This window comes from Leucobacter tardus (assembly GCF_017583045.1).
Taxonomy (GTDB): domain Bacteria; phylum Actinomycetota; class Actinomycetes; order Actinomycetales; family Microbacteriaceae; genus Leucobacter; species Leucobacter tardus.
Genome location: NZ_JAGFBF010000001.1, coordinates 143,489 through 169,532 on the forward strand (window position 1 = coordinate 143,489; position 26,044 = coordinate 169,532).

The 26,044-nt window shown below is 68.8% G+C and carries 22 protein-coding genes; 6 read left to right on the forward strand and 16 right to left on the reverse strand.

Annotated features, from left to right (window positions below):
• The first annotated feature begins 92 nt into the window (after nt 1-92).
• Nucleotides 93-1,298: an ROK family transcriptional regulator gene (locus J4H85_RS00635; RefSeq protein ID WP_208235908.1), complete on the forward strand. Its 1,206-nt coding sequence runs from the start codon at nt 93-95 to the stop codon at nt 1,296-1,298.
• Nucleotides 1,299-1,340: 42 nt separating this feature from the next.
• Here J4H85_RS00635 and J4H85_RS00640 read toward each other — a convergent pair whose 3' ends face one another.
• The 8 genes from J4H85_RS00640 to J4H85_RS00675 form a co-directional block, all read right to left on the reverse strand.
• A complete protein-coding gene (locus J4H85_RS00640) occupies nt 1,341-1,724 on the reverse strand; it encodes a hypothetical protein (RefSeq protein ID WP_208235909.1) in 384 nt (127 codons plus the stop codon).
• Nucleotides 1,721-2,806 (reverse strand): serine hydrolase domain-containing protein, encoded by a 1,086-nt coding sequence (locus J4H85_RS00645; RefSeq protein ID WP_208235910.1) that lies wholly within the window; start codon nt 2,804-2,806, stop codon nt 1,721-1,723. Before J4H85_RS00645 ends, J4H85_RS00640 begins: the two co-directional genes overlap by 4 nt.
• Nucleotides 2,803-3,345, reverse strand: a complete 543-nt coding sequence (locus tag J4H85_RS00650) for a winged helix-turn-helix domain-containing protein (protein ID WP_208235911.1) — start codon at nt 3,343-3,345, stop codon at nt 2,803-2,805. Before J4H85_RS00650 ends, J4H85_RS00645 begins: the two co-directional genes overlap by 4 nt.
• Before the next feature lie 445 nt (nt 3,346-3,790).
• Nucleotides 3,791-4,426: a TrmH family RNA methyltransferase gene (locus tag J4H85_RS00655; protein WP_208235912.1), complete on the reverse strand. Its 636-nt coding sequence runs from the start codon at nt 4,424-4,426 to the stop codon at nt 3,791-3,793.
• A 109-nt stretch (nt 4,427-4,535) separates the two neighbouring features.
• On the reverse strand, nt 4,536-5,498 hold the full coding sequence (locus J4H85_RS00660; protein WP_208235914.1) for an aldo/keto reductase: 963 nt from the start codon (nt 5,496-5,498) through the stop codon (nt 4,536-4,538).
• Nucleotides 5,499-5,626: 128 nt separating this feature from the next.
• The gene (locus tag J4H85_RS00665) at nt 5,627-6,997 is read right to left on the reverse strand and encodes an LCP family protein (protein WP_208235915.1); all 1,371 of its coding nucleotides are present in this window, start codon (nt 6,995-6,997) and stop codon (nt 5,627-5,629) included.
• A 133-nt stretch (nt 6,998-7,130) separates the two neighbouring features.
• Nucleotides 7,131-7,598 (reverse strand): hypothetical protein, encoded by a 468-nt coding sequence (locus J4H85_RS00670; RefSeq protein ID WP_208235917.1) that lies wholly within the window; start codon nt 7,596-7,598, stop codon nt 7,131-7,133.
• Between the two features lie 103 nt (nt 7,599-7,701).
• Nucleotides 7,702-9,264, reverse strand: coding sequence for an MDR family MFS transporter (locus J4H85_RS00675; protein WP_208235919.1), 1,563 nt, complete (start codon nt 9,262-9,264; stop codon nt 7,702-7,704).
• Between the two features lie 19 nt (nt 9,265-9,283).
• On the opposite strand from J4H85_RS00675, the gene J4H85_RS00680 reads away from it, so the two are divergent.
• On the forward strand, nt 9,284-10,015 hold the full coding sequence (locus tag J4H85_RS00680; protein WP_208235921.1) for a TetR/AcrR family transcriptional regulator: 732 nt from the start codon (nt 9,284-9,286) through the stop codon (nt 10,013-10,015).
• A 45-nt stretch (nt 10,016-10,060) separates the two neighbouring features.
• Here J4H85_RS00680 and J4H85_RS00685 read toward each other — a convergent pair whose 3' ends face one another.
• The 3 genes from J4H85_RS00685 to J4H85_RS00695 form a co-directional block, all read right to left on the reverse strand.
• Nucleotides 10,061-12,295, reverse strand: coding sequence for an ATP-dependent Clp protease ATP-binding subunit (locus tag J4H85_RS00685; protein ID WP_208235923.1), 2,235 nt, complete (start codon nt 12,293-12,295; stop codon nt 10,061-10,063).
• Between the two features lie 69 nt (nt 12,296-12,364).
• Nucleotides 12,365-13,342, reverse strand: a complete 978-nt coding sequence (locus tag J4H85_RS00690) for an Lrp/AsnC family transcriptional regulator (protein WP_208235925.1) — start codon at nt 13,340-13,342, stop codon at nt 12,365-12,367.
• 83 nt (nt 13,343-13,425) lie between these two features.
• The gene (locus tag J4H85_RS00695; RefSeq protein ID WP_208235928.1) at nt 13,426-14,835 is read right to left on the reverse strand and encodes an amidase; all 1,410 of its coding nucleotides are present in this window, start codon (nt 14,833-14,835) and stop codon (nt 13,426-13,428) included.
• Between the two features lie 203 nt (nt 14,836-15,038).
• On the opposite strand from J4H85_RS00695, the gene J4H85_RS00700 reads away from it, so the two are divergent.
• From J4H85_RS00700 to J4H85_RS00710, 3 genes are read left to right on the forward strand one after another with little or no spacing between them, the layout of a single operon-like run.
• The gene (locus J4H85_RS00700; protein ID WP_208235930.1) at nt 15,039-15,788 is read left to right on the forward strand and encodes a DUF5058 family protein; all 750 of its coding nucleotides are present in this window, start codon (nt 15,039-15,041) and stop codon (nt 15,786-15,788) included.
• Nucleotides 15,789-15,805: 17 nt separating this feature from the next.
• Nucleotides 15,806-16,531: a hypothetical protein gene (locus J4H85_RS00705; RefSeq protein WP_208235932.1), complete on the forward strand. Its 726-nt coding sequence runs from the start codon at nt 15,806-15,808 to the stop codon at nt 16,529-16,531.
• A 20-nt stretch (nt 16,532-16,551) separates the two neighbouring features.
• Nucleotides 16,552-17,763, forward strand: coding sequence for an amidohydrolase (locus J4H85_RS00710; RefSeq protein WP_208235934.1), 1,212 nt, complete (start codon nt 16,552-16,554; stop codon nt 17,761-17,763).
• 19 nt (nt 17,764-17,782) lie between these two features.
• On the opposite strand, the gene J4H85_RS00715 is transcribed toward J4H85_RS00710, so the two are convergent.
• The 3 genes from J4H85_RS00715 to galE are packed head-to-tail and all read right to left on the reverse strand — an operon-like array spanning nt 17,783 to nt 21,748.
• Entirely contained in the window at nt 17,783-19,333 is a 1,551-nt protein-coding gene (locus J4H85_RS00715) for a sulfatase-like hydrolase/transferase (RefSeq protein WP_208235936.1), read from the reverse strand.
• Nucleotides 19,334-19,337: 4 nt separating this feature from the next.
• Nucleotides 19,338-20,738: an LCP family protein gene (locus J4H85_RS00720; RefSeq protein WP_208235938.1), complete on the reverse strand. Its 1,401-nt coding sequence runs from the start codon at nt 20,736-20,738 to the stop codon at nt 19,338-19,340.
• Nucleotides 20,735-21,748 carry a UDP-glucose 4-epimerase GalE gene (gene galE / locus J4H85_RS00725; RefSeq protein ID WP_208235940.1) on the reverse strand — a complete coding sequence of 338 codons (1,014 nt, stop codon included), beginning with the start codon at nt 21,746-21,748 and terminating at the stop codon, nt 20,735-20,737. Before galE ends, J4H85_RS00720 begins: the two co-directional genes overlap by 4 nt.
• A gap of 156 nt (nt 21,749-21,904) precedes the next feature.
• Between galE and J4H85_RS00730 the strand changes: the two genes are divergently transcribed.
• Nucleotides 21,905-23,230, forward strand: coding sequence for a glycosyltransferase family protein (locus J4H85_RS00730; protein WP_208235942.1), 1,326 nt, complete (start codon nt 21,905-21,907; stop codon nt 23,228-23,230).
• A gap of 43 nt (nt 23,231-23,273) precedes the next feature.
• Here the strand turns inward: J4H85_RS00730 and purE are convergent, their stop codons facing one another.
• Complete coding sequence (gene purE, locus J4H85_RS00735) at nt 23,274-23,789, reverse strand: 5-(carboxyamino)imidazole ribonucleotide mutase (RefSeq protein ID WP_208235944.1); 516 nt, start codon at nt 23,787-23,789, stop codon at nt 23,274-23,276.
• 59 nt (nt 23,790-23,848) lie between these two features.
• A complete protein-coding gene (locus J4H85_RS00740; RefSeq protein WP_208235946.1) occupies nt 23,849-25,411 on the reverse strand; it encodes a sunset domain-containing protein in 1,563 nt (520 codons plus the stop codon).
• Between the last annotated feature and the right edge of the window lie 633 nt (nt 25,412-26,044).

The window sequence follows — 26,044 nt, forward strand, 5'->3', positions numbered from 1 at the left end:
CATTGTGACGACACATGCATGTCTTTTGTCAAGCATTCTTCATAAGTAGATCTTTTCGTTATCAAGTTCCGATCATGTGGTTTACTGAAGGAATGTTGACGCACGCAGGGCAGAGCCTGGGGGCACCGCACGCCGGCGGACTGTTCCAGCTGCTCCGAGACGGGCTGCCGCGCACCCGCGCCGAGCTGGTGACGATGACGGGGTTGTCGCGCCCTACGGTCGCGCAGCGCATCGATCAGCTGCTCGAACTCGGCCTCATCGCCCCCGTCGGCGACGCGGTGTCGACGGGCGGACGCCCCTCATCGCAGTTCGCCTTCAACCCGACCGCGCGCGTCGTCGTCGCCGCGGACTTCGGCGCCTCGCACGCGCGTGCCGCAGTCACCGATCTGGGTGGCACCATGCTCGCCGCGCACGCCGAACCGCGATCGATCGCCGATGGACCGGAGGCCGCGCTCGCGTGGCTCACCGACACGGCGCTCCGGCTGCTCGACGACGCCGGGCACGTACCGACCGACGTCGCCGGCATCGGGATCGGGGTGCCAGGGCCCGTGGAGTTCTCGACCGGGCGCCCGATCAACCCGCCGATCATGCCGGGGTGGGACCGCTTCGACATCCCCGCCGCGATTCACCAGACCTTCGACGCACCCGTGCTCGTGGACAACGACGTGAACATCATGGCGCTCGGCGAGCGCACCGTCGCCTGGGCGGACGAGGACGACCTCATCTTCATCAAGGTCGCGACCGGTATCGGCGCAGGCGTCATCTCGGGCGGGTCCCTGCGTCGCGGCGCGCAGGGCGCCGCCGGCGACATCGGCCACATCGCGCTCGCCCGCGCCAGCGACGTCCCGTGCCCGTGCGGCAACCGCGGCTGCATCGAGGCCATCGCCTCGGGCAAGGCCGTCGCTCACTCGCTCACCCGCGACGGCATTGCCGCCGAGACGCCGAGCGACGTGATCGCTCTGGTGAAGAGCGGCAACGTGACGGCGGTGCAGGCGGTGCGCCAGGCGGGACGCGACCTCGGCGAGGTGCTCACCGCGTGCGTCAGCCTCATGAATCCCGCCGTGATCGTGATCGGGGGCACCATGGCGCAGGCCGCCGAGCACCTCGTCGCCGGCGTGCGCGAGGTCGTCTATGCGCGCTCGATTCCGCTGTCGACCGAGCACCTCACAATCGCGCCCTCACGCGCGGCGAGCGACGCCGCGATCCTCGGCGCCGCGCAGCTCGCGATCGACGCGGCGCTCTCCCCCGAGCGCATCGCCGCCGCCCTCGGACTCGGCGTCGCCGTCCTCTCCGCATAGCGCCGGAGCGGCGGCGGGGTCATCCCTGGGTCGGCACCGGCGTCACGCCGCACCCGGCACCGTGAGCACCCCGATCACCGCCCCACCTGCCACGACGGCGAGCGCGAATCCGGCGATCCGGAGTCCGGGACGCGCGCCGGGCCGGATCCACGCCAACCCTCGCGATCGCAGCACCAGGCCGGCGATCGCGGCCGCAGCGATGACCACCAGCGCGAACCAGGCGGGCAGCAGCGGAGTCGTCCACATGCCGATCTGACGCGCCACCACCACGATCGTCACGATGGCGAACCCGGAGGTCAGCAGCCCGAGTCGATCCGTGCGCTGCCGCTCCCGCTCCGCGGCGCGCGCCCGGGGCCGCAGTGCGAAGAGGTACGGCAGCAGCAGTGCCGCGGCGACGGCGGGGATGATCCAGTCGAACACGTTCATCGCATCGCTCCCGCCGTCGTCTCGGCCAGCAGCGCGAGCGCGATCTCGTCGACCGACGCCGCGGTGTCTCCCGCCAGAAAGACGGCAGTGCCCGCCTCCCGGTCGATGGCGAGCATCGAACTGTACCCGCCGGTGCCCCCGTTGTGCCACGTCACCTCGCGACCATCGAACTCGGAGGTGAACCAGGCGAGCCCGATCGACTCGCCGTCCCCGGCGTCGAACCGCGGGTCGAGCACCGTCGACGCGGAGACCCCGAGCGCCGTGTTATCGGTCAGCAGCGCCTCGGCGTACACCGCGATGTCCGCCGCCGTGGACCGCACGCCTCCCGCCGGCGCCTCGGCATGCAGGGTCCACGGCGCCGCCTGCCGACCGGAAGCCGTGTACCCGTGCGGCGCATCCGGGGCGAGCCCGTCCGGCGTCTCCGGCAGATACGTGTGCGCCATGCCGAGTGCGGCGAACACGTCGCGCTCCACCAGGTCGCGATACGACTCGCCGCGCGCGGCGGCGACCGCCTGCCCGAGCGCGCTCACCCCGAGGTTCGAGTAGGCGACCGTGCCGACATCGCCGACGTCGGCGTTGCGCGCCGCGGCCACCACCTCGTCCACATCGTTCGTGTACGGATCCCCCGCCCGCAACTGCGCCCAGTAGCTCGCGAGGAACGAGCGGACGCCGGGCTCGAGACGGGGCAGACCCGACCGGTGCGAGGCGAGATCCTCGAGGGTGAACGTCTGCGCGCCGAGGTCCACGAACTCGCTCGCCGGATCATCGACCCGGACGGCCCCGTCCGCTTCCGCCTGCGCGAGCAGCAGCGAGGTCATGGTCTTCGTGATCGAGCCGATCTCCACCTCGGTGTTCGCGTCGGCGCCGAGGCCGGCGAAGCGCGTCCCCTCCGGGGTGACGACGGCCGCCGTCAGTTCGTGGTGGGCGCCGTCACCGGCGAGATCCATGAGGCGATCGGCGATCTCGGCATCACCGCTGCGCTCGTCGGAAAGCTGCGGCACGGACGGCATGGCGACCCATCCGACGAGCACGGTGGCCAGCGCCGCTGCGACGGCGGTGACGGTCAGTCTGCTGAGTTTCATGCGATCCCTCCCGATGCGAGCACGATGGTGAGCAGGGGCACGACCCGCTCCGGGGGCACGCCGTAGCGACCGCGGGCCACCTGACGCACCCACCCCGCGGCCTGCAGCTGCTGCAGATGGTGGTAGACCTGGCCGACGGTGCCGACCCCGTCGAGCTCGGCGAGCGCCGCCGGGGTGTCGGTGCCCCGCAGCATCTCCTGCACGAACCGGAGTCGGAGCGGACTCGCGAGCGCGGCCAGCGCGTCCGCGGTCGCGGTGTCCTCCCACGGCGGCGACAGGATCGTGCCGGAGTCGAGCCCGTACTGCCATTCGACCGGGCCAGGTGCGCGATCATCCTCGGGCACCACATGACCGGCGTACGCCACGACGGAGTGCTCCGGGTGCCTGGACTTCAGGCCCTCCAGGATCCACAGGCGGTCGTCGACCGAGTCGTGCCTCTCGGCGCGGTCCGCTCCGGCGTCGCGGTCCGCGAACACTGCCGCCTCGAGTGCAGCGAGGCGCGCTTCGACACTCGTCCCGCGGTGCTCTTCCTCGCTCATACCCGTAAACTATCAACAATTACGGAATTCTTGCAATACGTCACGCGCGCCGACAAGCCTCCGCGCCGCGCCGCCCCCACCGCGCCCCGCCGCCCCGCCACCTCCGCCACCTCCGCCACCTCGCGGCTTCAGTGCGGGATTCTGTGTTCTATTCGCCGGGATAACGCACAGAACCCCGCACTGAATGGAGCCGTCGGCGACCCCGCCGCATCGACCACGCGGGAGGCGCGATTTCGCAGGAATCGGGCGCCATTCCGTGCGGAAGCCTCCTCTGAACGACGTCGAGGCGGGGCGGGGGTCCGGCCCGATCGGTGATCGCACCGCCCGCCCCTTCGACGCGGGATTTCGTGTTCTATTCGCCGGGATAACGCACAGAATCCCGCACCGAACACGCCATCGGTTCGGGCGCCGGCCGACCTCCCCGCGAACGTCGCCCGCGGGCGACCTAGCTCGGGCGCATCGCGGAGTGCTGCATGACCCACGAGTACATGGAGACCGCTGCGGCGGCCGATGCATTGATCGAGCGCGTCGACCCGTACTGGGTGATCTCGACGACCGCTTCGGCGGCGGCGAGCGCATCGGCGGAGAGCCCTGGTCCCTCTTGGCCGAAGAGCATGATGCAGCGTTCCGGCCAGGTGAACGTCTCGAGCGGCACGCACCCGGGAACGTTATCGATGGCGATGATCGGGATCCCCTCGGCGCGCGCCCACTCCCCGAGCTCCGCCACATCGGCGTGGTACTGCACGTGCTGGTACCGGTCCGTCACCATGGCGCCGCGCTTGTTCCAGCGACGCCGCCCGACGATGTGCACGGTGTCGGCGGCGAAGGCGTTGGCGCTGCGCACGATCGATCCGATGTTCATGTCGTGCTGCCAGTTCTCGATGGCGACGTGGAACGCATGGCGCTGCTCGTCGAGGTCGGCGACGATCGCGTCCATCGTCCAGTACCGGTATCGGTCGACCACATTGCGGGTGTCCCCGTGTTCGAGGAGCTCGGGGTCGTAGAACGGTTCCTCGGGCCAGGCGTCGCGCCCTCCGGGCCACGGGCCGACGCCGGGAAGGCTGGGATCGCGATCAGTCACCCGACCATTCTCCCAGCTGACGCGGGCGCCGGCCCGACACACGCACCGGACTGACGCGGGCGCCGGCGGGCGCCGGTGCGACGAAACGACCGCCCCGCGCCCGCGTCGACTACTGCGTGGCGACGGAGAGCTGCAGCAGGTCCGAGTCGCTGAGCGTCACGGTGAGCGAGCGGAGCAGCGCTTGCAGTTGCTCCGGGGTGCGCGCGCTCGCGATCGGGGCGGCGACGGTCTGCTGCTGGCGCAGCCACGCGAGGGAGATCGTCGCCACGGGGGCGTCGTACTCGGCGGCGATCCGGTCGAGGGTCGACAGGAGCGTGCGCCCCTGCGTGGTCAGATACCCGGCGGCCTCCCCGGCTCGGGGGCTCGCCCCCTCGGCCGTGGCGTCGGAATCGTCGCGGTACTTGCCGGCGAGGAACCCCTTCGCCAGCGAGAAGTACGGGAAGACCGCGAGGTGTTCGCGCACGGCCTCGTCGCGCAGTCCGTTCGACTCGTAGTCGCGCTCGACGAGGTTGTAGTGGGGCTGCAGTGCGACCGGGAGGTGGTAGCCGCCCTCCCGGGCGATCCTGAACCACTCGGCGATGCGCTCGGCGCTGTAGTTCGAGACGCCGATGGCCCGGATCTTCCCCTCGTCCACGAGCTGCGAGAACGCGGCGACCGTCTCATCGAGGGGTGCCTGGGGGTCGTCGAAGTGCGCGTAGTAGAGGTCGATCCGGTCGGTCTGCAGGCGGCGCAGCGACGCCTCCGCTGCGGCTCGGATGTTGTCGGCGGCGAGCCCCGCGAACTCGGGGTGCGTGGAGACCTTGGTGGCGAGGGTGACGCGATCGCGTGAGCCACGGGCGGCGAACCACTCCCCGATCACGGTCTCGGACTCGCCACCGCTGTTGCCCGGTGCCCAGTGCGAGTACCCGTCCGCCGTGTCGATGGCGTCACCCCCGCCTCCGACGAACGCATCGAGCACGTCGAAGGAGGTGTCGCGGTCGGCGGTCCAACCGAACACGTTGCCGCCGAGCATGAGGGCGGCGATCTCGAGATCCGAGGATCCGATGGGGGTGCGAAGAACATCGAGCGACATGGAGAACTCCATTCAGAGATGAGCGGTGCGGTGACGCAGAGCGTGAGAGCCGTGCGGGTTCGACGCTAGCACTGCTCCCCGCGAGATCCGCGGGAGGCGGGGCCATCGAGCACCGGAGCGCTCGGCGCTCAATTCACGCAGGGGATCGCGCCCGCGGCGATCGGCTGATCCCAGGACTCGTACACTTCGACGTCGGGGCCCGAACCGTCGTCCAATGCCTCTCCATCCGACTCCGCGTGCGCGCCGGGATCGGGAGTGTCGGAAGCGGTGGGGGCACCGCCTCCGGCGCCCTCGGCGGTATCCGCGTCCGGCTCGCCCGACGCGTTCGCCTCGCCCCTCTCATCCGCCTCATCCGTCTCGTCCACCGGCTCCGCCGGAGCGAGCAGACCCGCGACGATGCGCTGGATTTCGTCCACGTCGACGAGGTTCACGTCGCTGCCGTCGACGACGCCGAATTCCTCGATAGGCAGCGTCACGAACTCGAGCCCGTGGTCGGAGACCTCTTTCGCCACCTTCAGAAAGCTGAGCAGTTCGAACTCGGCGTCGAGCGCGACGGAGGATTGCGTGGCATCGACGAGCGAGGTCACAGTCTTCGGTTGCGTCAGAGTCTCGGTGTCGCGCAGACGGTTGGCGAGCCCGACGAGGAACGCCTGCTGCCGGCGCGATCGATCGAGGTCCGTCAGGAACACCCCGCTCTCGCCGGTGTCGCGTCGCTGCCGCACGAAGCTCATCGCCTGCTCGGCATCGAGCTGCTGCACGCCTGCGGCGAAGTCGGCGCCCGAGTAGAGGTCTTCGGTGGCCTGGTTGAGGCACACCTCGATCGGTTGCACGGCGTCGGCGATGTGGAAGAACCCGCCCATCGTGACCTCGACGAAGTGGTCGATGCGCACGTCGCCGAGCAGCTGGGACACCGTCTCGATCTGCGCCTGGCGTCCGGCGGCACGCGCCTCCTGGTACGCTTCATCGGCGTCGGGGATCTCACCCGTCGCGCGCAGCTCTTCCAGCCGCTGCTCGAGTGCGAGCCCGTAGGCCTCTTTGACCTTGCCGTGGGTGACGCCGAGCGGCGCCCCCGCGAGCTCGACGTAGTCGTCCCGCGGGATCGAGATACCGACCGCCTGCGAGCGGTCCTCGGGCAGATGCAGCAGGATCAGCGTGTTGGCGTTGTATCCGCCGTCGTCCGCTCCGCCGGCGTGGAGCGCTTGGTACACATCGTCGGGCAGAGCCTCGCCGTTCTGATCGAGTCGACTGTCGAGCCCCATGATGAGCACGTTCATCTCGCCGGGGTCTTCGGCGGTGTCGATGCCGGGAAGGTCGAACTCCGATCGGGTGATGTTCTCATCCACGTGACGGAAGATGAACGCGGCGAAGACGGCGATGATCGCGAGCACGAGCACCAGGGCGACGGCGAGCGTCACGAGCAGTCGACGCCGACGCGAGGAACTCATCGTCGTGGGCGACTGCGTGGTGGGCGGAAGCGAGGGTCGTTGGGGTGTGTGCATGAGGAGTTCCGTTCCGGTGAGAGCGTGCCTGTCGGCTGGTGCGGGGTCGTCGTGAGCGCGCTGCGGACACGCTCGACACCGCACCCGCCCGCATCGGGGTCGGGTACTCACGGGGCGGAGCCGGATCCGGCGCTCAGGCCGGCAGTAACGGCGGTGGCGTCGCCACGCGCATGAGCGGCTGCTCGGGGAGCAGCAGTCGCGAGAGTCGCACCCGGTCGACGGACATCAGCGGCGGCAGGCGCAACTCCACCATCGCACGCGCACCCGGTGGACTCGCGAGGGACGAGAGGTGCTTGACGACCGGAGACGCGCTGATCGGCTCACCGGCGTCGTCGGCATCGGATCCGGCGACACCGGCGTCATCGCTGCCGTCGTCGAGCACGATCTGCTGCTCGCTGCGCGACTCGTCGAAGCGCAGGGTCGGCTCGACGAGCGTCTCCTGCTCACTCCGCGACTCGTCGAAGCGCAGCGTGGACTTGACGGAGCCCGAAGCGGCGGACGCCGATGCCTCCTGCATCGCATCGATGATCCAGAATGTCGGCGTGAAGAGCGCGAAGGCCAGCAGCAGCGTCAGGATCGAGCGCGCACGACCTGACCGCATCGCGCCTCCCTCACTCGCCGGGCGGGACCCCGGCAACCGCCCTGGACGAGGCTAGCAAATTTCTGTCGCCCGCACCCCTGCGACGCAGAGACCCTCACGAACGTCAGTGCTCGGTGGCGAGTTCCGCAGCGCTCTCCTGACTGGCGGGTTTCCGCACGAAGAACGCGAGCACCACGGCTGCGGACGCAATGCACGCCCCGACGAGGAATGCGGTGTGCACACCGGCTGCGGTCGCGACGGTCGGATCTGCGCCTGCGGCGGACGCACTCGCGGTCCCGAGAGACATCAGCGTGATGAACAGCGCCGTACCCGCGGCGCCGGCGACCTGCTGGATCGTGCTCATCGTCGCGCTGCCGTGCGAGTACAGGGCACGTGGCAGTGACCCGAGCGCGGAGGTGAGCAGCGGGGTGAAGACGAAGCCCAGACCGAGGTTCAGCGTCATGTGGACGACGATGATCCAGGCGACACCGGTGTCCACGCCGAACGTGGTCATGCCCCAGAGCGCCCCCGCGGCGACGATCATGCCGGGGATCACGAGCGGTGTCGGGCCGAACCGATCGAAGAGCGCGCCGACGAGTGGGGCGATCAGCCCCATCAGTGCTCCGCCGGGAAGCAGCATCAGACCGACCGTCAACGTATCGAGTGAGAGCACCTGCTGCAGGTAGAGCGGGAGCAGGATCAACGAGCCGAAGAGCGCGGACATCACCACGACGACGAGGACCACGGCGAGACTGAAGGATCGCGACGCGAACGTGCGCAGATCGAGCAGCGCGGCGTCAGACCGCTGCAGATGGAGCTGGCGGAGCACGAACAGTGCCAGTGCGAGTGATCCGGCGACGAGCGGGATCCATACCGGGACGGGCGCATGCCCCGAGGCGGACTCGCCGATGGAGCTCAGCCCGAAGATCAGTCCGCCGAACCCGAGTGCTGAGAGCCCGACCGAGAGGATGTCGAATCGTGCATGCCTCGTCTCGGTGATGTTGCGCACCCACACGGCGCCGAGAGCGATCGCGGCGAGCGCGATCGGCAGCACGAGCCAGAACATCCACCGCCAGTCGAGTGCCGAGAGGATGATCCCCGAAACCGTGGGACCGATCGCGGGTGCGACGGCGATCACGATGGAGATCACGCCCATCATGCGGCCGCGATGCGATGCGGGCACCACGTTGAGGACGGTGGTGAACAGCAGGGGCAGCATGACCGCGGTGCCCGATGCCTGCACGATCCGTCCGACGAGGAGGAGTTCGAAGCCCGGCGAGACGGCGGCGATCAGGGTGCCTGCTGCGAAGAGCGACATCGCGCTGAAGAAGAGTCCGCGGAGCGGGTATCGAGCCAGGAGGAATCCCGTGAGCGGAATGACGATCGCCATCGTCAACAGGAACCCTGTCGTGAGCCACTGGGCGGTGGCAGCCGTGATGTCGAGGTCTTCCATCAGGCGCGGAAGCGCGACACCCATGATGGTCTCGTTCAGCACCACGACGAATGCCGAGGCGACGAGCAACGCGATGACCGGGCCCGGTCGTGGGGGTGTGGTGGTGGGTGCTGGCGGAGCGGCGGTATCGGGCGTGTGTTCCAGGGTCACAGGAGGCTTTCTACGGGCGCGAGAAGGGGTCGACGCGGGATCGGACTGCGGATTCCAATTATGGCAGAAACTGCCAGTTGACATTCGATGCCACAATGAACGAATGAGCGAATCCGATGGCGAGCGACCGCTCGCAGACGAGCCAGGGCTTCGTGAGCGACGGCGCCACGAGACTCGTCGTCTGATCAGGGAAGCCGCGATCGATCTCTTCACGAGACAGGGCGTGGATGAGACCACGTCGGATCAGATCGCCGCAGTGGCCGGAGTGTCTCCGAGAACGTTCTTCCGGTACGCCGCGACGAAGGAGCACGCGATATTCGTCGCCGATGATGGGCCCGACCGGCTCCTGTCCGCGGTCATCGCGCACGATCGGCTCTCAGGACCACCGGGTGCCAAAGTGCACGCGATCGAGCAGACGTACCTGGAGCTCCTCCACGATTTCGACAGCCAGACCCTCGTCGAACGGGAGCGATTCCTCCACGTCCGCGAGCTCGTCCTCACCCATCAATCGCTGCTCGCCCTCGCCCTCGCCCGTGACGCCGATGTCCTGGAACGCATCGTGGCCGAGCTGCACTCCGATGCACAGGGATCGCTGTCAGAACCTCAGGCGCGGGCAGTGATCACCGTGATCGGCACCGCATTCCGCCTGACGCTGGACGAGTGGTCGCGCCGGATGAGTGGTGGAGAGGACGTGAATACCGTGACGCTGTACCGGGAGATCCGATCCACTCTGGCCACGCACTTCGCGCTCGACTGCGTCATCACGAGCGACGGCGCGACGAACTCAACACCGAAGCTCGGGACGGACGCCCGAGACGGGGACCCGCATGCATAACGGGCGGACGGGCACGCCGTCCGTCCGCCCGTTCCACGGCGCGACTCAGTCGTCGAGGAGCTCGGCCTCGATGACGTCGCCGTCGGCCGGGCCGGAGGCGCCACCCGGGGCCGGGGTCGGCCCCTCGCTCGCGAGCGTCAGCGCGTCACTGTCGCCGGCAACGTCGACGCGCACCGTGTCGCCGTCGTGGACGTCGCCGCCGAGCAGGGCGCGCGCCAGGCGATCCTCGATCTCGCGCTGCATGAGGCGACGCAGGGGCCGCGCGCCGTACACCGGGTCGTGCCCGCGCGAGGCCAGCCAGCTGCGCGCCGCGGGGGTGACCCCGATGGTGAGGCGGCGATCGGCGAGGCGCTGCTGCAGTCGATCGATCGAGATGTCGACGATCGCGGCGAGATCGTTCTCGCTGAGCGGCGAGAAGATGACCATTTCGTCGAGACGGTTGATGAACTCGGGCTTGAAGGCACGGCGCACCGTCTCGCGCACCGAGTGCTCCTTCTCGGACCAGGGCATGTCGGGATCGATGAGGTACTGACTGCCCAGGTTCGAGGTCAGGATCAGGATCACGTTGCGGAAGTCGACGGTGCGCCCCTGTCCGTCGGTCAACCGGCCGTCGTCGAGCACCTGCAGCAGCACGTCGAAGACCTCGGGGTCGGCTTTCTCGACCTCGTCGAGCAGCACGACCGAGTACGGCCTGCGCCGCACAGCCTCCGTCAGCTGACCGCCCTGCTCGTACCCGACGTACCCGGGGGGAGCGCCGACCAGTCGCGCGACCGAGTGCTTCTCGCTGTATTCCGACATGTCGATGCGGACCATGGCCCGCTCGTCGTCGAAGAGGAAGTCGGCGAGCGCCTTCGCGAGCTCGGTCTTGCCGACGCCGGTCGGGCCGAGGAAGAGGAACGAGCCGGTCGGCCGGTTCGGGTCGGAGATGCCTGCACGTGTGCGGCGCACCGCATCGGCGACCGCGGTCACGGCGTCGCTCTGTCCGATCAGGCGCTTACCGAGCTCGCGCTCGAGGTGCAGCAGTTTCTCGGTCTCGCCCTGCAGCAGACGGCCGACGGGAATGCCCGTCCACGCGGCGACGACTCCGGCGATGTCCTCGTCCGTGACCTGCTCGTTGACCATGCGCGGTTCGCCGCCGACCTCGTCGGCGGCTTCGGCCTGTTCGGCTTCGGTGAGCTGCTTCTGGATCACGGGGATCTCGCCGTACAGCAGCTTCGAAGCGCGTTCGAGGTTGCCCTCGCGCTGCGCGACCTGGGCCTGCATGTTCAACTGGTCGAGCTGTTCGCGCAGGGCACCGACCTTGTTGAGGTCGGCGCGCTCGCGCTCCCAGCGCGCTTCGAGCACGTCGAGTTCCGAGGATTGCTCGGCGAGCGTCTCACGGAGCTTGGCCAGTCGATCCTTCGACGCGGCGTCCTTCTCCTTCTTCAGCGCGAGCTCTTCGAGCTTCAACCGGTCTACGGACCGGCGCAGCTCGTCGATCTCGAGCGGTGCGGAGTCGATCTCCATCCGCAGGCGGGACGCGGCCTCGTCGATCAGATCGATGGCCTTGTCGGGCAACTGCCTGGCCGTGATGTACCGGTTCGAGAGCGCGGCGGCCGCGACGAGCGCGGAGTCGGCGATCGTGACCTTGTGATGCGCCTCGTACCGTTCCTTGAGTCCACGGAGGATCGCAACGGTGTCGGTCACGCTGGGTTCGCCGACGTACACCTGCTGGAACCGGCGCTCGAGCGCCGCGTCCTTCTCGATGTACTCGCGGTACTCGTCGAGGGTGGTGGCACCGATGAGGCGCAGCTCGCCGCGGGCGAGCATCGGCTTCAGCATCTGCGATGCCGCCACCGAGCTCTCTCCGCCTCCGGCACCCATGAGCGTGTGCAGCTCGTCGATGAAGGTGATGAACTTGCCGTCCGACTCCTTGATCTCGTGCAGCACCGCTTTCATGCGCTCTTCGAATTCGCCGCGGTACTTCGCACCGGCGATGAGGGCGGAGATGTCGAGCGAGATGAGTTCCTTGTCTTTCAGGGACTCGGCGACGTCACCCGCGACGATGCGCTGGGCGAGGCCCTCCACCACGGCCGTCTTGCCGACACCGGGTTCGCCGATGAGCACGGGGTTGTTCTTGGTGCGTCGGGTGAGCACCTGGCTCACTCGACGAATCTCGGAGTCGCGCCCGATGACGGGGTCGAGCTTGCCCGAACGCGCGACCTCGGTGAGGTTGACGCCGAACTGCTCGAGCGCGCTCTGTTCGCCTTCGCCCTGGGCGGGCTGCCAATTCGCCTGCATGTGGGTCTCCTTCCGCTCAGCAGACCTGATCGACACGAATGTCGAAACTTGAGTGTGAATGACTCAAGTTTAACGCGAATCCCTGTTCACGGCTAGTGCGCGTCCACCTCGCTTCCGCGCCTCGACGACGAGATCGGTCCGTACCCGCGAGGCACCCTTCCACATCTCGTGCGCCAAAAATGCGTACAGCTGCGCATGCGTGCTCACGGTCACGTCGACGAGCAGCTGCGCATCGCCGGCGATCGCGGCGAGATACCTGACCTCGGTGCGTTCGCGAAGCCAGGCGCCGAGCACCTCGACACGATCGGGTGGAGACTCGACCCACAGCATCGCTTCCACCGGCAATCCGATCGCGGCCGGCTCCACGAGGGCGCGGATCGAGATCTGGCCCGATCCCACGAGCCACTCGACGCGTCGCGAGGCGGAGGTCGCGCTCACCTGCGTGCGCCGCGCGATCGACTCCATGTTCGCCCTGCCGTCCTCCTCGAGGCAGGCGATGATCTCGTCGTCGTGCTGCCCCTGAGCGGCAAGGGTCGACGCCCCGAGATCATCCGATCCGGCTCTCGGGGTGAGCGCCCGCTCCTCGGCGGGGCTCAGCGCCCCGACGCGCCACCCGCGCACGGTCTTGAAGTAGCGCAGCACCGGAAACGCCGAGAATCGCGTGATCCCCGGCGTCGCGGGCACCTGCAGCGTGAGCAGGTCGACGAGGTCGCCCGAGTACCCGACCTCCGTCACGACATCGGACGTGCCCGTCGTGAGGTAACTGTAGATCGTCCCCTCCTGCTGGGTCATGGCCTGCGCGGTGAGCCGTGCCGACCCCGGCGTGCATTCGCACGAGACGATGACGCGATTGGCGAGGCTGCGGATCGCCGCAACCGTGACCACGCCCTCTTCGAGCAGCTCGACGCCGTAGCGTGCCACCGTGCGCTCCGGCTCACCGAGCGCATCGGCGATCCGGCTCCAGGGCGCCCGGCCGTCCACCTGCAAAGCCGCGATGATGCGCAGGTGCAGGTCGCTCAGTTCCGTCCGACCCGTCTTCAGCGCCATGGGGGTACTGTACCGGCACGCACGACGAGCGGGCACGTGACCCGCGCGTGCCGGGCGACGCACCCGGCGTCAGGCGTCAGGCGTCAGGCGAGGATGGCCGGGGGGCGCGCAGCGAAGCCTGTGGCCTGCTCGTAGGCTGCGGCCCAGTTCAGCAGATCGACGTCGCGGTGGTGATTCGCGGCGAGCTGCCACCCGACCGGCAGGCCGGCCTCGGTGAATCCGCCGGGCATGGCGATCACCGGGAGGCTCGTCGCCGAGAGCAGGCACGCGGATCGCATCCAGTCGAGGTAGGTCTCCGCCTGCGTGCCGGCGATCTCGTGCGGCCACCGCCAGCTCGCGTCGAAGGGCAGCACCTGCGTAGCCGGGCTCAGAAAGGCGTCGTACCGATCGAAGAACTGCTGCGACGCGCGCTCGAGTCGGGTGCGTGCGGCGTGCGCGGAGATGATCGCGGCCGCAGTCAGGTTCAGACCGAGTTCGACGTTCCAGATGACTTCGGGCTTGATCCGGTCGCCGAAGCGCTCGAGCAGCGGGCCGATACCGGTGGCGAAATCGAAGGCGCGCGTCGTCTGGAAGACCTCGTCGGCGTCCGTGAAGTCGATGGTCGCCTCCTCGAGGATCGCGCCGGCCTGCTCCAAGACCGACAACTGGGCGCGGAGCACCTCGATGATCTCGGGCTCGACCGGCAGTCCGATGCCGAAGTCGAAGCTGTACCCGATGCGCACGCCGCGCAGATCGGGGACCGGCGTCGCGAAATCACGCGCACGCAGCGGGCTGGGGTTCGGGACACGAGTGGGACCGGCCGAGGCGCGCATGAAGAGCGACAGATCCTCGACGGTGCGCGCCATGGGGCCCGAGCGACCGAGCCAGCTGAACGCGTTCACCGGCGATTCCATCGGGATCACCCCGTACGACGGTCGGAAGCCCCAGACGTTGCAGAACGCGGCAGGAATCCGGAGCGACCCGCCCATGTCCGAGCCGTCGCCGAACGGTTGGATCCGTGAGGCGATCACGGCCGCCACTCCGCCGGACGAACCCCCCGCCGAGACCCGGGTGTCGTAGGGGTTCACCGTCGTCCCGAAGAGGTCGTTGAAGGTGTGGGAGCCCGCCCCGAACTCGGGAACATTGGTCTTGCCGGTGCGAATCGCTCCCGCCGCGGTGAGTCGCGCGATCTGCAGGTCGTCGGCCTCGGGAACGTGGTGCTCGAGCGCCAGGGATCCCTGCGTCGAGCGCAGGCCCGCCGTGTTGAAGGTGTCCTTGTGCGTCATCGGCAGACCGTGGAGCAGACCGTGCGCCGCACCGCGCGCCGTCTGCTCGTCGGCCTCGGCGGCGAGCGCCTCCGCGCGATCGAAGTCGGTCGTGATCACGGCGTTGATCGCGGGATTGTGCCGCTCGATCGCAGCGATGTGGCTCTCGAGCGCCTCGCGGGCGGAGAGTTCGCGCCGGCGAATCGCTCCCGTCATCTGCGTCGCCGAGAGATCCTGGATCCCGCTCATGTGCCTGCCTTTCGTCGCTGAACTGCCGTCAGAATCATCTCGGCCTTTGCGCCGACGGCCAAGCGGATGCGGTGGATCTGCCCGAATTGGGGGATTTCGCCAGTTTCGTGACCGAATCCCGCAGGCGCTTGCGCACGCCGGTGAACGCCCGGAAGGTGAAAGAGAGTCTTTATCTCGCGCTTGCATGGTCAAAGGAGCACAGCATGCCGCCCGTACCCCGTCCTGCCGTCGGTGATCCCACATCGACCGACATCTGGTCCCTCGCCAATATGCCCATCCTCTGGGTCTTCGCGATCGGCGTGTTCGCCGTCATCTTCGTGCAGACCTTCCTGTATCTTCGGGCCGCGCGCGCCGCCGCACCCGGTATCGAGATGCCGCAGAAAGAGGTGAAGGAGTCGTTCCGCGCCGGTGCCGTCGCATCGATCGGCCCGTCCCTCGCGGTCGTCCTGGTCGCAATCGCGCTGCTGGCGCTCTTCGGCACACCCGCGGTGCTCGTGCGCATCGGTCTCATCGGCTCCGCGGCGACGGAGACGGCCTCCGCCGGCATCGCTTCGGCCACCATGGGCGCTGAGCTCGGCGGAGGCGACTACACGCAGCAGGTGTTCGCCGTCGCCTTCATGGCGATGAGCCTCTCCGGCGGTATGTGGATGCTCTGCACGTTGATCCTCACGCCGATCTTGAAGCGCGGCAGCTCGACGCTCAGCAAGCGGAACCCCGCCGCGATGGCGCTGATCCCGACCGCCGCCCTGCTCGGTGCGTTCTCGATGCTGTCGATCGCCGAGATGCCGAAGTCATCGGTGCACCTGATCCTCGTCCTCACCTCCGCCGCGGTGATGGGCATCTGCCTCTTCCTCGCGAAACTCCTGCATGCCAAGTGGCTGAAGGAGTGGGCCCTCGGCATCGCGATCATCCTCTCCCTCACCGTCGGCTACCTGATCCACACCGGATCCTGAAGGAGCACAGCGTTCCCATGACGACCTCAACGAATTCCGCCCTCACCGCCGAGTCAGCGATGGCGCGCTTCGACGCGCAGACGACCCGGTACGGATCCCTCACCATGATCGCCGGGCTCGTCCTCTCCCTCGGCGGCCCCTTCTACCTGCTGTTCTTCGGCGGCCTGGATCTCTCGTGGTCGACGATCTGGATCGCGTTCGTCGCGGTCGCGGCGACGTTCGGCGTCTTCTGGATCGTCGAACCCGTGACCTATTTCCCGGTGCTCGGACCCGCCGCCATGTACCAGGCGTTCATGATCGGCAACATCTCGAACAAGCTGCTTCCCGCCGCCATCGTCGCGCAGTCGAGCATCGATGCGAAACCGGGGACGAGTCGCGGCAACATCGCAGCGGTGATGGCGATCTGCGGTGCGGCGACGGTGCACCTGCTGAGCCTGCTCATCTTCGTCGGCGTGCTCGGCACGTGGCTCATCACGCTCATTCCCGAGGATCTCATCGAAGTCGCGCGCTTGTACATCCTCCCCTCGCTCATGGGGGCGGTGCTCGTGCAGTGCATCGTGTCGATGAAGCAGCTGCGGCCCACGATCGTGGCGATCGCGCTCGCCCTCCTCGTGCAGTTCGGGCTCATCCCGCTCGCACCGGCGATCGCGCCCTATGCCACCGCCATCGTCGTGATCACCACGATCGTGATCTCCTGGATCGTGCGCGACCGGAAGCAGACATCGGGCTCCACGCTCAACTAGGAACGACCGGAAAGGACATCATGCTCAGCACCACCCTCACCGACGAGGAGCGCGACCAGCTCCACGAGACGTACCGTCACCTGCACCGCAACCCGGAGCTCTCCATGCAGGAGCATCGCACGGCCGAGTTCATCGAGCGTCGGCTCGACGAGATCGGTATCGAGCACTTCCGCTGCGGCGGCACCGGTGTCGTCGGGATCCACCGGAACGGCGACGGTCCGGTGGTCGGGTTCCGCGCCGACTCGGACGGCCTGCCGATCCAGGAGGACACGGGAGCCGACTACGCGTCGACCGCCACGGGCGGACTCGCCGACGGCACGACGGTCCCCGTGATGCACGGGTGCGGGCACGACACCCACGTCTCTTCGGCGCTCGCCACGGCCGCGCTCATGGCGCGTCAAGCGGACGGCTGGTCGGGCACGATCGTGTGGCTCTTCCAGCCGGGCGAGGAGACCGCGGCCGGGGCAGCTGCCATGGTCGCCGACGGCCTCTGGGATCGGGCACCGAAGCCCGAGGTGGTGTTCGGTCAGCACGTCTTCCCGTCGGTGCCGTCCGGGAGCATCGCCGTCTCCCGCGGCACGGCGATGGCACTGGCCGACTCGCTGAGGGTCACGGTCCTCGGCACCCAGTCGCACGGGTCCCAGCCGCAGAACGCGATCGACCCGATCGTGCTCGGCGCGCACATGGTGACGCGACTGCAGACGATCGTCTCGCGCGAGCTGTCGCCCCAGGAGCCCGCAGTGGTCACGTGCGGCACGTTCCACGCGGGACTCAAAGAGAACATCATCCCCGACCGCGCCGAGTTCACCTTGAACATTCGCACGCTCACGGAGGAGAGCCGCAACCGCGTGCTCCCCGCGATCACGCGCATCGTCAACGCCGAGGCCGAGGCGTCTGCCGCCCCGCAGCCGCAGATCGAGGAGATCTACCGCTTCCCCCGCCTGTACAACGATCCCGAGCGGACGGATCAGGTCGTCGCGGCGCTGCGCGCGGAGCTCGGCGACGACCGCATCGTCGAGGTGCCGCCCGCCATGGGATCTGAAGACTTCGGCTGGCTCGCCGACAGCATCGGCGTCCCCTGCGTCTTCTGGTTCTTCGGCGGCTTCGCGGCCGAGAACACCGCCCCGCCGGTGAACCACTCGCCGTTCTTCCTGCCCGACATGGAGCCGACCCTCAGCACCGCGGTGCGCGCCGGCGTCGCGACGCTGCAGCGCGCCCTCGAACGGGGCTGACGCCGACGCGCTGCGACGCTCACCCGCTCCAGAGATCTCGGTAGAAATCCGCGGAGCGCGAGCGCAGCAGCGCGTCGTACGCGTCGGCGTCGAGCGCGAGCGCCGATCCGTCGGGGATCTCGCTCGCGAACGCGGAGACGCCGAGCCCCGCACGGTGATCCGTCAGGCGGAGCCCGGCCAGTTCGATCAGCGTCGGATACAGGCTCAGCTGGTCGATCTGCTCGCGGGCGAACGCCAGCGGTTCGGGGTTCCAGACCCGGTTGAAGATCGTCCGCTCGGGGGTCTGCCCCGGGGCGAGCGACGCGTCCGCGTCCGCGAGCGGACCGAGCTCGTCGTGGAAACTCGCCCAGCTCGCGACCTGCTTCAGATGGTCGCCCATCACCACGACCGCCGTGTCGTCCAGGATCCCCTCGGCGTCGAGCGCCTCGACGAATCCGGCGACCTCCGTCATCGAGCAGCGCGTGATCGCCGTCATCGGCTCGCGCGTATTCATATCGCAGCCCTCGGGCGCCACGGCGGGTTCGTGCGTGTCGAGCGTGAGCACGGTGAGGTTGAACGGATCGCCGGAGCGGTGCAGCTCGGCCGCCTCATCGGCGGCGAGCTCGAGGAGCCGCCGATCGCCGAGCCCCCAATCGCGCATCGCCGACTCGGGCTCCCCCTGGTCGCGCCAGGTGCGCAGGTCGCGCACCTCGTCGTAGCCGTGCTCCCGCAGGAACCGCTCTTTCGCGGCGAACGTCGCATCCGCGCCACCCAGGAAAACATTGCGGTACCCCTGCTCCTGGAGCACGTCGCCGAGGCACGTCGCGCCGGGCAGATAGCGTCCCGGCTGCTCCCCCACCTGGTTCAGGATCTGCGATCCCGTCGCCGCGGTGGCGGAGCGCAGGGGGATCCCGCACTGCGTCGCCACGACACCCGCCATCGTCCACCCGCCGCCGGGCGCCTGCGTGAGCGCATCGAGCCGCTCCCAGTCGGCCGTCGCCGCCGACACGGGTGCGAGCATGTCCTCCTCGAAGCGGGTGTCGTCGGCCATGGCGTCCTCGACGGATTCGAGGTACACGAGGATCAGGTTGCGCGGCTCACCGCCCTCGAGCTCGGGGGCGACCGCGTAGTCGCCGAGATCGAGACCGCTCGCCACGGACCGTGCGTAGTCGCGCACCTGCACCGCTCCCCCGAAGAGCGCGCCGCCCACGCTCAATGCCGCGATCGGCAGCGCGCAGGCGAGCACGCCGGCGATCACCCGTGACACCCGTGGCGCTCCTGCGCCGAGGAGACTGGCGTCCCGGAGCGAACGACGCGAGAGGTGCACGAGCACGATCAGCACGCCGACGACGAGCGTCGGAACAACCCCGACCCAGATCACGCCCCGCCACACGATCGCGGCGCCGCCCGTCTCCGCTCCGATGAGGTTCATCTGGAGCTGATCGACCGAGACCACGCCGAACGCGGCACGGATCCAGAGCCCGGCCGCGGCGAGCACGGCACCGACCCAGACCAGGAGCCAGATCAGGCTCCCGAGCGCCGCGCGCCCGACGTCCCGGCTCCCAGCCCTGCGCCCCTCGCGTCGGGACACGGTGCTACTCCGTCTCCTCCTCGTCGGGCGGCGAGGCTTCGGCGATGCCCTGCTGCACGAGTTGCTGCACGACCGCGTAATCGGGGTACTCGGCGTCGACCTCCGGCGGCGTGAGCTCAACGCTCACCGGATCGAACTCGCGCGCCTTGCCCGCGAGATCAACGAACGGACCGAGCATTGAGTTCGGAATGTCGGTGTCGACGATGTTGCCGCCGGCCTTCGCGACCTCTTCGAAGCGCAGCAGCACGTTCTGCGGATTCATCTGGGCGAGGATCGCGCCCTGAAGGGTCCGCTGGCGCTCCATCCGGTCGTAGTCGCCCTGGGCCGAGCCGTAGCGGGAGCGCGCGAACCAGAGCGCGTGGAATCCGTCGAGGTGCTGGTCGCCCGGCTCGATCCACTCGTCCACGTTGACGAGCTCGCCCGAGAACTCGTCGATGTTGCCGCCGACCGGCAGACGCTCGTCGACCGTGATGTCGACGCCGCCGAGGGCGTCGATGAGCTGTTCGAAGCCCTTCATGTCGATGAGCACGTAGAACTGCACGTCGAGACCCGTCGCGCCGCTCACGGCGTCCTTCGTCGCCTCGATACCGGGCGTCGATCCCCGGGATACGGCGTCGGGGTACAGCTCGGGCTGGAAGTACTCCACCTCGGCGTAGACGCCGTTCAACCAGCAGCGGCCGACGTTGCAGCCCGTGTCGACCCCGAAGCCGTTGGGGTGCTCGGCATACATCGGCGAGTCGGCGGGGAACGGCATGTTCGGCAGCTCGCGCGGCAACCCGACGATGGTGGACTGCCCGGTCTCGGCGTCCACGCTGATGAGCGACAGGCTGTCGGCGCGCATGCCCTCCCGGTCCTCACCGGCGTCGGTGCCGAGCAGCAGGATGTTGTAGCGCCCGTCGACCGGCTCGACCGCGGCGGCGCCGCCGCCGAAGATCTCGCTCAGCGCCCCGCGCGCCGAGCCCACCGTCATCGCGGCCCATGCGGCGCCGGCGACCGGGAGCACCGTCAGCACGATCGACAGCATCGCCACGGGCACCCGCCACTTCGGCGACACGCGCACGAGCTTCGTGAGCTGCAGCGTGTTGAATCCGAAGACGAGCCACATGACGGCGTATGCCACGATCACCCACTGGACCACGAGCAGCACGATCGGGTTCGTGAAGAACGACAGCGTCGCGACGCGCGCGACCCCGAATCCGATCACCGCGACGAGCGCCAGCACCAGCAGCGACAGCGTCGCGATGAGTCCGAAACGTCCCATGCGACGGTTGCCCGCCACCACCTGAGCGCTGCCCGGCAGGAGGAATCCGAGCACGACGAGCCACCTGGCCCGCTTCGTCATGAGCGGGGAGGACTCGGCGTCCGGATAGCGCAGTGGCCGTTCGAGGTCCACGCTTGCGCTCATCCGGCGTATCCGTTCGGGTTCGCCGACTGCCAGGCCCAGGTGTCCCTGCAGGCTTCGGCGAGACTGCGGCTCGTGCGCCACTTCAGGTCGCGGTTCGCACGAGACGGATCGGCGACCACGGTGGCCACGTCACCCGCACGCGGCGGCACGATGTCGTACGGCACCTCGCGACCGGACGCCTCCTCGAAGGCGCGGATCACGTCGAGCACGCTCGAGCCGTCGCCCGATCCGAGGTTGTAGGCAACGACGCCCGGCACCAGGCGCTCGAGGGCGGCGACGTGCCCCTCGGCGAGGTCCATGACGTGGATGTAGTCGCGTACACCGGTGCCATCGGGTGTCGGGTACGCGTCGCCGAAGACGCTCAGTCGCGCGCGCTTGCCGACCGCGACCTGCGCGATGAACGGCATGAGATTGTTCGGGATCCCCGTCGGGTCCTCGCCGATGCGGCCCGACGGGTGCGCGCCCACCGGGTTGAAGTATCGCAGCAGCACGCCCTCGAGCTCGGGCCGCGCGACCTGCGCATCGCGGATGATGCGCTCGTTCATGAACTTCGACCAGCCGTACGGGTTCGTGACCCCGACACCGACCGGATGCTCCTCGTCGATGGGCGACCGCTCCGGATCGCCGTACACCGTCGCCGATGAGCTGAAGACGAGCTTCGTCACGCCGCGCTCACGCATGAGATCGAGCAGCACCAGCGTCGAGTCGAGGTTGGTGCGGTAGTACCTGACCGGTTCGGCGACCGACTCGCCGACCGCTTTCAGCCCGGCGAAGTGGATGACTGCGTCGAATTCGACACCTGCGAGTGCCGCAGTGGCGGCATCGCGATCGGAGAGATCCGCGTCGAGCACCGTGATCGACCGACCGGTGAGCGCTTCGACACGGCGCACCGATTCGACGCTGCTGTTGGAGAAGTCGTCGAGGATCACCACGTCGTCACCGCGCTCGAGGAGCACGAGCGCCGTGTGCGATCCGATGTAGCCGGCACCACCGGTGAGGAGAACACGCATGCCCACTAGGGTACGCCCCGGGCTCGCGAGCGCCTGTGGACCCGCCGCGAGTCCTGATTGTGACCTTCGTCTCCGTTCCGGGTGCAGGTCACAGGCGATTGACGGGAGCCGTTCGTTTAGGATGGAGCCGATGATGGGGTGTGTGAGAGGGGGACTATGACCACGCTCACCGTACTGGGAGAACCCTTTCCCGACTGGGAATCAGAGCTGCAACGGGCTGCGGCCGCCGACTTGATCGCGGCGCTGGCGAGCACCGCGCCTCGCGCCTGCTCGACACGGCTGCTCGTCGCGAAAGGCAAGCCCCAACCGCGGTTCGCCTCGCCGAAGACCCACGTCGACGCGCTTCCCCTCGCTGCCGGCATGCTGCCCGTGCTCTGGCAGAGCGGAGCAGCGGCGCGTCCCCTCGACGGCGAACTCGTGCACGCCCTCACCCCCATGATGCCGTTGCGCTCGCGCCCGGCTGATGACGGAACGCAGACCTCGGTCACGGTGCCGCACACCCTCGCGTGGGAGGCGCCGCACCTGCTCGGTTCGTCGCAGGCGCGCCTCTACCGCTCGTTCGTGCGCCGCGCAGTGAAGTACGCTGATGTGCTCGTGACGCCGACATACGCGGTCGCAGCGCTGCTGCACGAGTACTACGGCGATGCGCTTCCCGTGCAGGTGATACCGCTCGCACCCCCGACCGAGCTGTTGCGCCCGAGTGACGCGGCCGAACGTCGGAGCGCGCTCGGCCTGCCCGAGCGCTACGCCGTGACCACCGCGTCCGCCACGGAGCACGGCAGACTCGAGTGGATCTTCACCGCCATGCGCGCCGATCGTTCGATCCCGCACCTCGTCATCGTGCCCGGGCTCGACCCGACCGTGGCCGATTCCGCTCGGAAGTCGCGCGCGGCCGCATCGAAGAGCGAACAGCAGAGCGCGTCAACCGCCGCCACCGGGTCGAGCCCATCGGCCGCCGCAACCGCGGGGGCGTCGAGTGCCGCCGTCGGCTCCGCCTCCGGCGAGACCACCGTCGGCGAGCGCGCCTCCACGACCGTCGAAGAGACGACCGAACCGATCGGACCCGCGGACGGTGGATCCGGCACGGCTCACGCGGCGAGTTCCTGGACATCCGTGCCCGCCGATCTGCGCGACCGCGTCACGGTCATCGCACCGAACGACCTCGCCGACATCGGTGCGACGCTCTCGTCAGCCGAGTTGCTGCTGCAGCCGCAGTCGGTCGCCGGCAGTGGCTACACGCTGCTCGCCGCGCTGGCCGCCGGGGTGCCGACGCTGCACGGCGGCGCCGAGGCCGTCGCCGAGCTCGTGCTCGACGGCGGGACGAGCGCTGAGACCGAGACGGCATTCGCCTCGGAGTTCTCACGGCTCATCGGCGACCCTGCAGAACTCGAGCGTCTCTCCGTGTACGCCGAGGACCGCAGCCGCACCTTCAGCTGGATCGGGACGGCGTGGAGCCTCTGGGAGCTGCACGCGAATCTCTGAGCGGATCGTGCGGAGCGCTCCGCCGAGCGATCCGCGGAGCGCGTCAATCGGCGGCGAGCCGCTCCTGCAAAGCGGTATTCTTCTGCTCGACCGCCGCCTCGAGATCCGCGGCGTAGCGGTCCAACTGCGCCGCGACCTCGGCGTCGTGAGACCCGAGAATGCGCGCGGCGAGCAACCCGGCGTTCTTCGCGCCGCCGATCGACACCGTCGCGACCGGGATGCCGCCGGGCATCTGCACGATGGAGAGCAGCGAATCGAGTCCGTCGAGCTTCGCGAGCGGCACCGGCACGCCGATGACGGGCAGCGTCGTCATCGACGCGACCATGCCGGGCAGGTGCGCGGCACCGCCCGCTCCCGCGATGATGACCCGCAGGCCCCGGTCCGCCGCGTCACGGGCGTACCGCACCATCTTGTCGGGCGTGCGGTGCGCGCTGACGACCTCCGTCTCGTGCGGAATACCGAATTCGCGCAGCACCTGCACGGCATCACTCATCACCGAGAAGTCGGAATCGGAACCCATGATCACGCCGACGAGGGGCGCTGAGGTGCGGTCTGCCATGCCCCCAGCGTAGCGCGGCGCGGCGCGGCGTGATGCGATGCGTCGCGCGGGCGCGATACTCAGCGCTTCGATGCCCGGTAGCCGGCCTGACGAGCGGCGCTCTCGGTCGTGAAGCACTCCTCGGGCTTGGTGCGCGAGTAGTAGGCGCCGCCCGGTACGTGGTAGATCATCGAGCTGGCGTTGCCCTTGATCGGCGCCCAGGCCGGGCAGTTCCACGACGACGAGGGTGCGGTGCGGTTCGGGTACGTCACCTTGCCGGTCTGGCCCGACGTGCGCGACGCGGTGGTGTATCCCGACTTCGATCCAGTCACGGTCACGGAGATGCGATGGCCTCGATCGCCCGCCGCGACACGGTACGTCGACTTCGTCGCACCCGAGATGTTCTTCCCGCTGCGCTTCCACTGGTACTTCAGCGTCACGGGCTTCGGGCCCCATGCGCCGGCGCCGGCGCGCAGCGTGGACCCGACCTTCGCCGGTCCCGAGACCGTCGCCGTGCCCGCCTGCAGCACCCGGGGCACCGATTTCGCTGCCGACGTCTTCGCCGCCGCTGCGTACCCCGGCTTCGTGCCGCGCACCGCGACCGTGAGCTTGCGGCCCGCATCGGCCGAGGTGATCCGGTACTTCGCCTGCGTCGCACCTCGAATGGCCGAGCCGTTGCGGTTCCACTGATAGGTCACCTTCGATGCCTTCGGCTTCCAGGTGCCGACGGTCGCCGACACGGTGGAACCGACCTTGACGGTCCCCCCGATCTTCGGCGGTGACGCCGAGAACGTGCGCAGCACCTGCGCGGTCTTCGCGGAGGTCGACGCGGCCGCGGTGTATCCCGGCTTCGTGCCGGTCACCCGGACGGAGATCGCTCGCCCGGCATCGGCGGCACCGAGCTTCATCGTCGCCTGCGTCGCACCCCGGATCGCAGCGCCGTTCCGGTACCACTGGTACGAGAACTTCACCCCCGAGACGGTCCAGGTGCCCGGCTTCGCGGTCAGCGTCGAACCGACGATGGCAGACCCGTTGATCGCCGGCTTCGTCGCCGTGAGCGGGATCGTCACCACCGGAGCCGTCGCCGACGACGTGCGCACCACCGTGTCCGCGCCGCGAACGCCCGACACGCGCACCTGCAGCCGCTGACCCACATCGGCGACCTGCGGCACGTAGGTGGCGCGGGTCGCGCCGGCGATCGGCGCGCTGCCGCGCAACCACTGATACGTGAGGCGGTCGGTTTCCGTGGTCCCGCTGGTGGACGCCGTGAGCGTCGCTCCGAAACGAGCCGTCCCGGTCACGGTGACGGTGAACTCGAGCGCTTCGGGCTCGGGCTGCGGCTGCTGGGGCTGCGGCTCGGGCTCCGTCTCCGGCTCCGGCTCCGGCTCCGGGCCAGCCTCGGGCTTCGGCTCGGCGGTGATCCGCGGATCCTGACCGCTTTCAACGGCACGGTCGTCCCGGGCCTCTCGCTGGGTCGGCGCCGATTCCGTCAGCGACTCGGCCGCGTTCACGGCCGTATTGTCATCAGCTGCGGCCGGCGCGGTCCCTCCGACGGCGAGGGCGGTGAGCAGCAGGACCGCTGCGGTCGAGAGGGACAGAAGTCGCTGCCAGGTGGAGGCAGAGCGATCGGCAGAGTTGAGCATGCGTTCTTCCGTGAAGCATCGTGATCGACGAGGAATCGCCGCCTCGAGTCGAACACGGCCTCATCAGTATGCGGCAGGAGAGCGCTCTGCGCCACACCTGGTGGCCTTCAGGGTGCGCATGTCGCGCTGATGCCGAGCGATACTCGGCGACCAGTTGATGAGCACCTAACACCCTCCCAGATCAATCGGGACCGAATACATCGCGGGTTTCGGGTCAGAGGGGTTTCGGTTGACGGCTTCGGTTGACCGAGATCCACGACATCTCGAGAGTGTCGCTCGCTCCTTCGCGAGTACAGCGAGAACGACCGATTCCGGCTGACCCATTGCAGTCGGCGGTTCGACACTCCTCGGTGTGGCTGGCTCTCGGGTAACGTGACTTCTGTGCGGGAGACGGTGGGAAGCGGCTTGTGGGATTCAGTTTCGATCGTGAGCCCGTGACGTGAGCCATGCGATGAATGCAGTACCGCTGTGGACGAGTCGACCCGGCGCCGTGATGAAGATGCTGATCAGCGCTGGCTCGAGTCTCGGAGTTCTTCTCACTCTCGCGGCATGCTCACCCGCAGATGCGGGTCGGGAGGAGGTGGCTCCACCGTCGACGCGAGTCGTCTCGGAGGGCACGTCACCGCTCGAAGC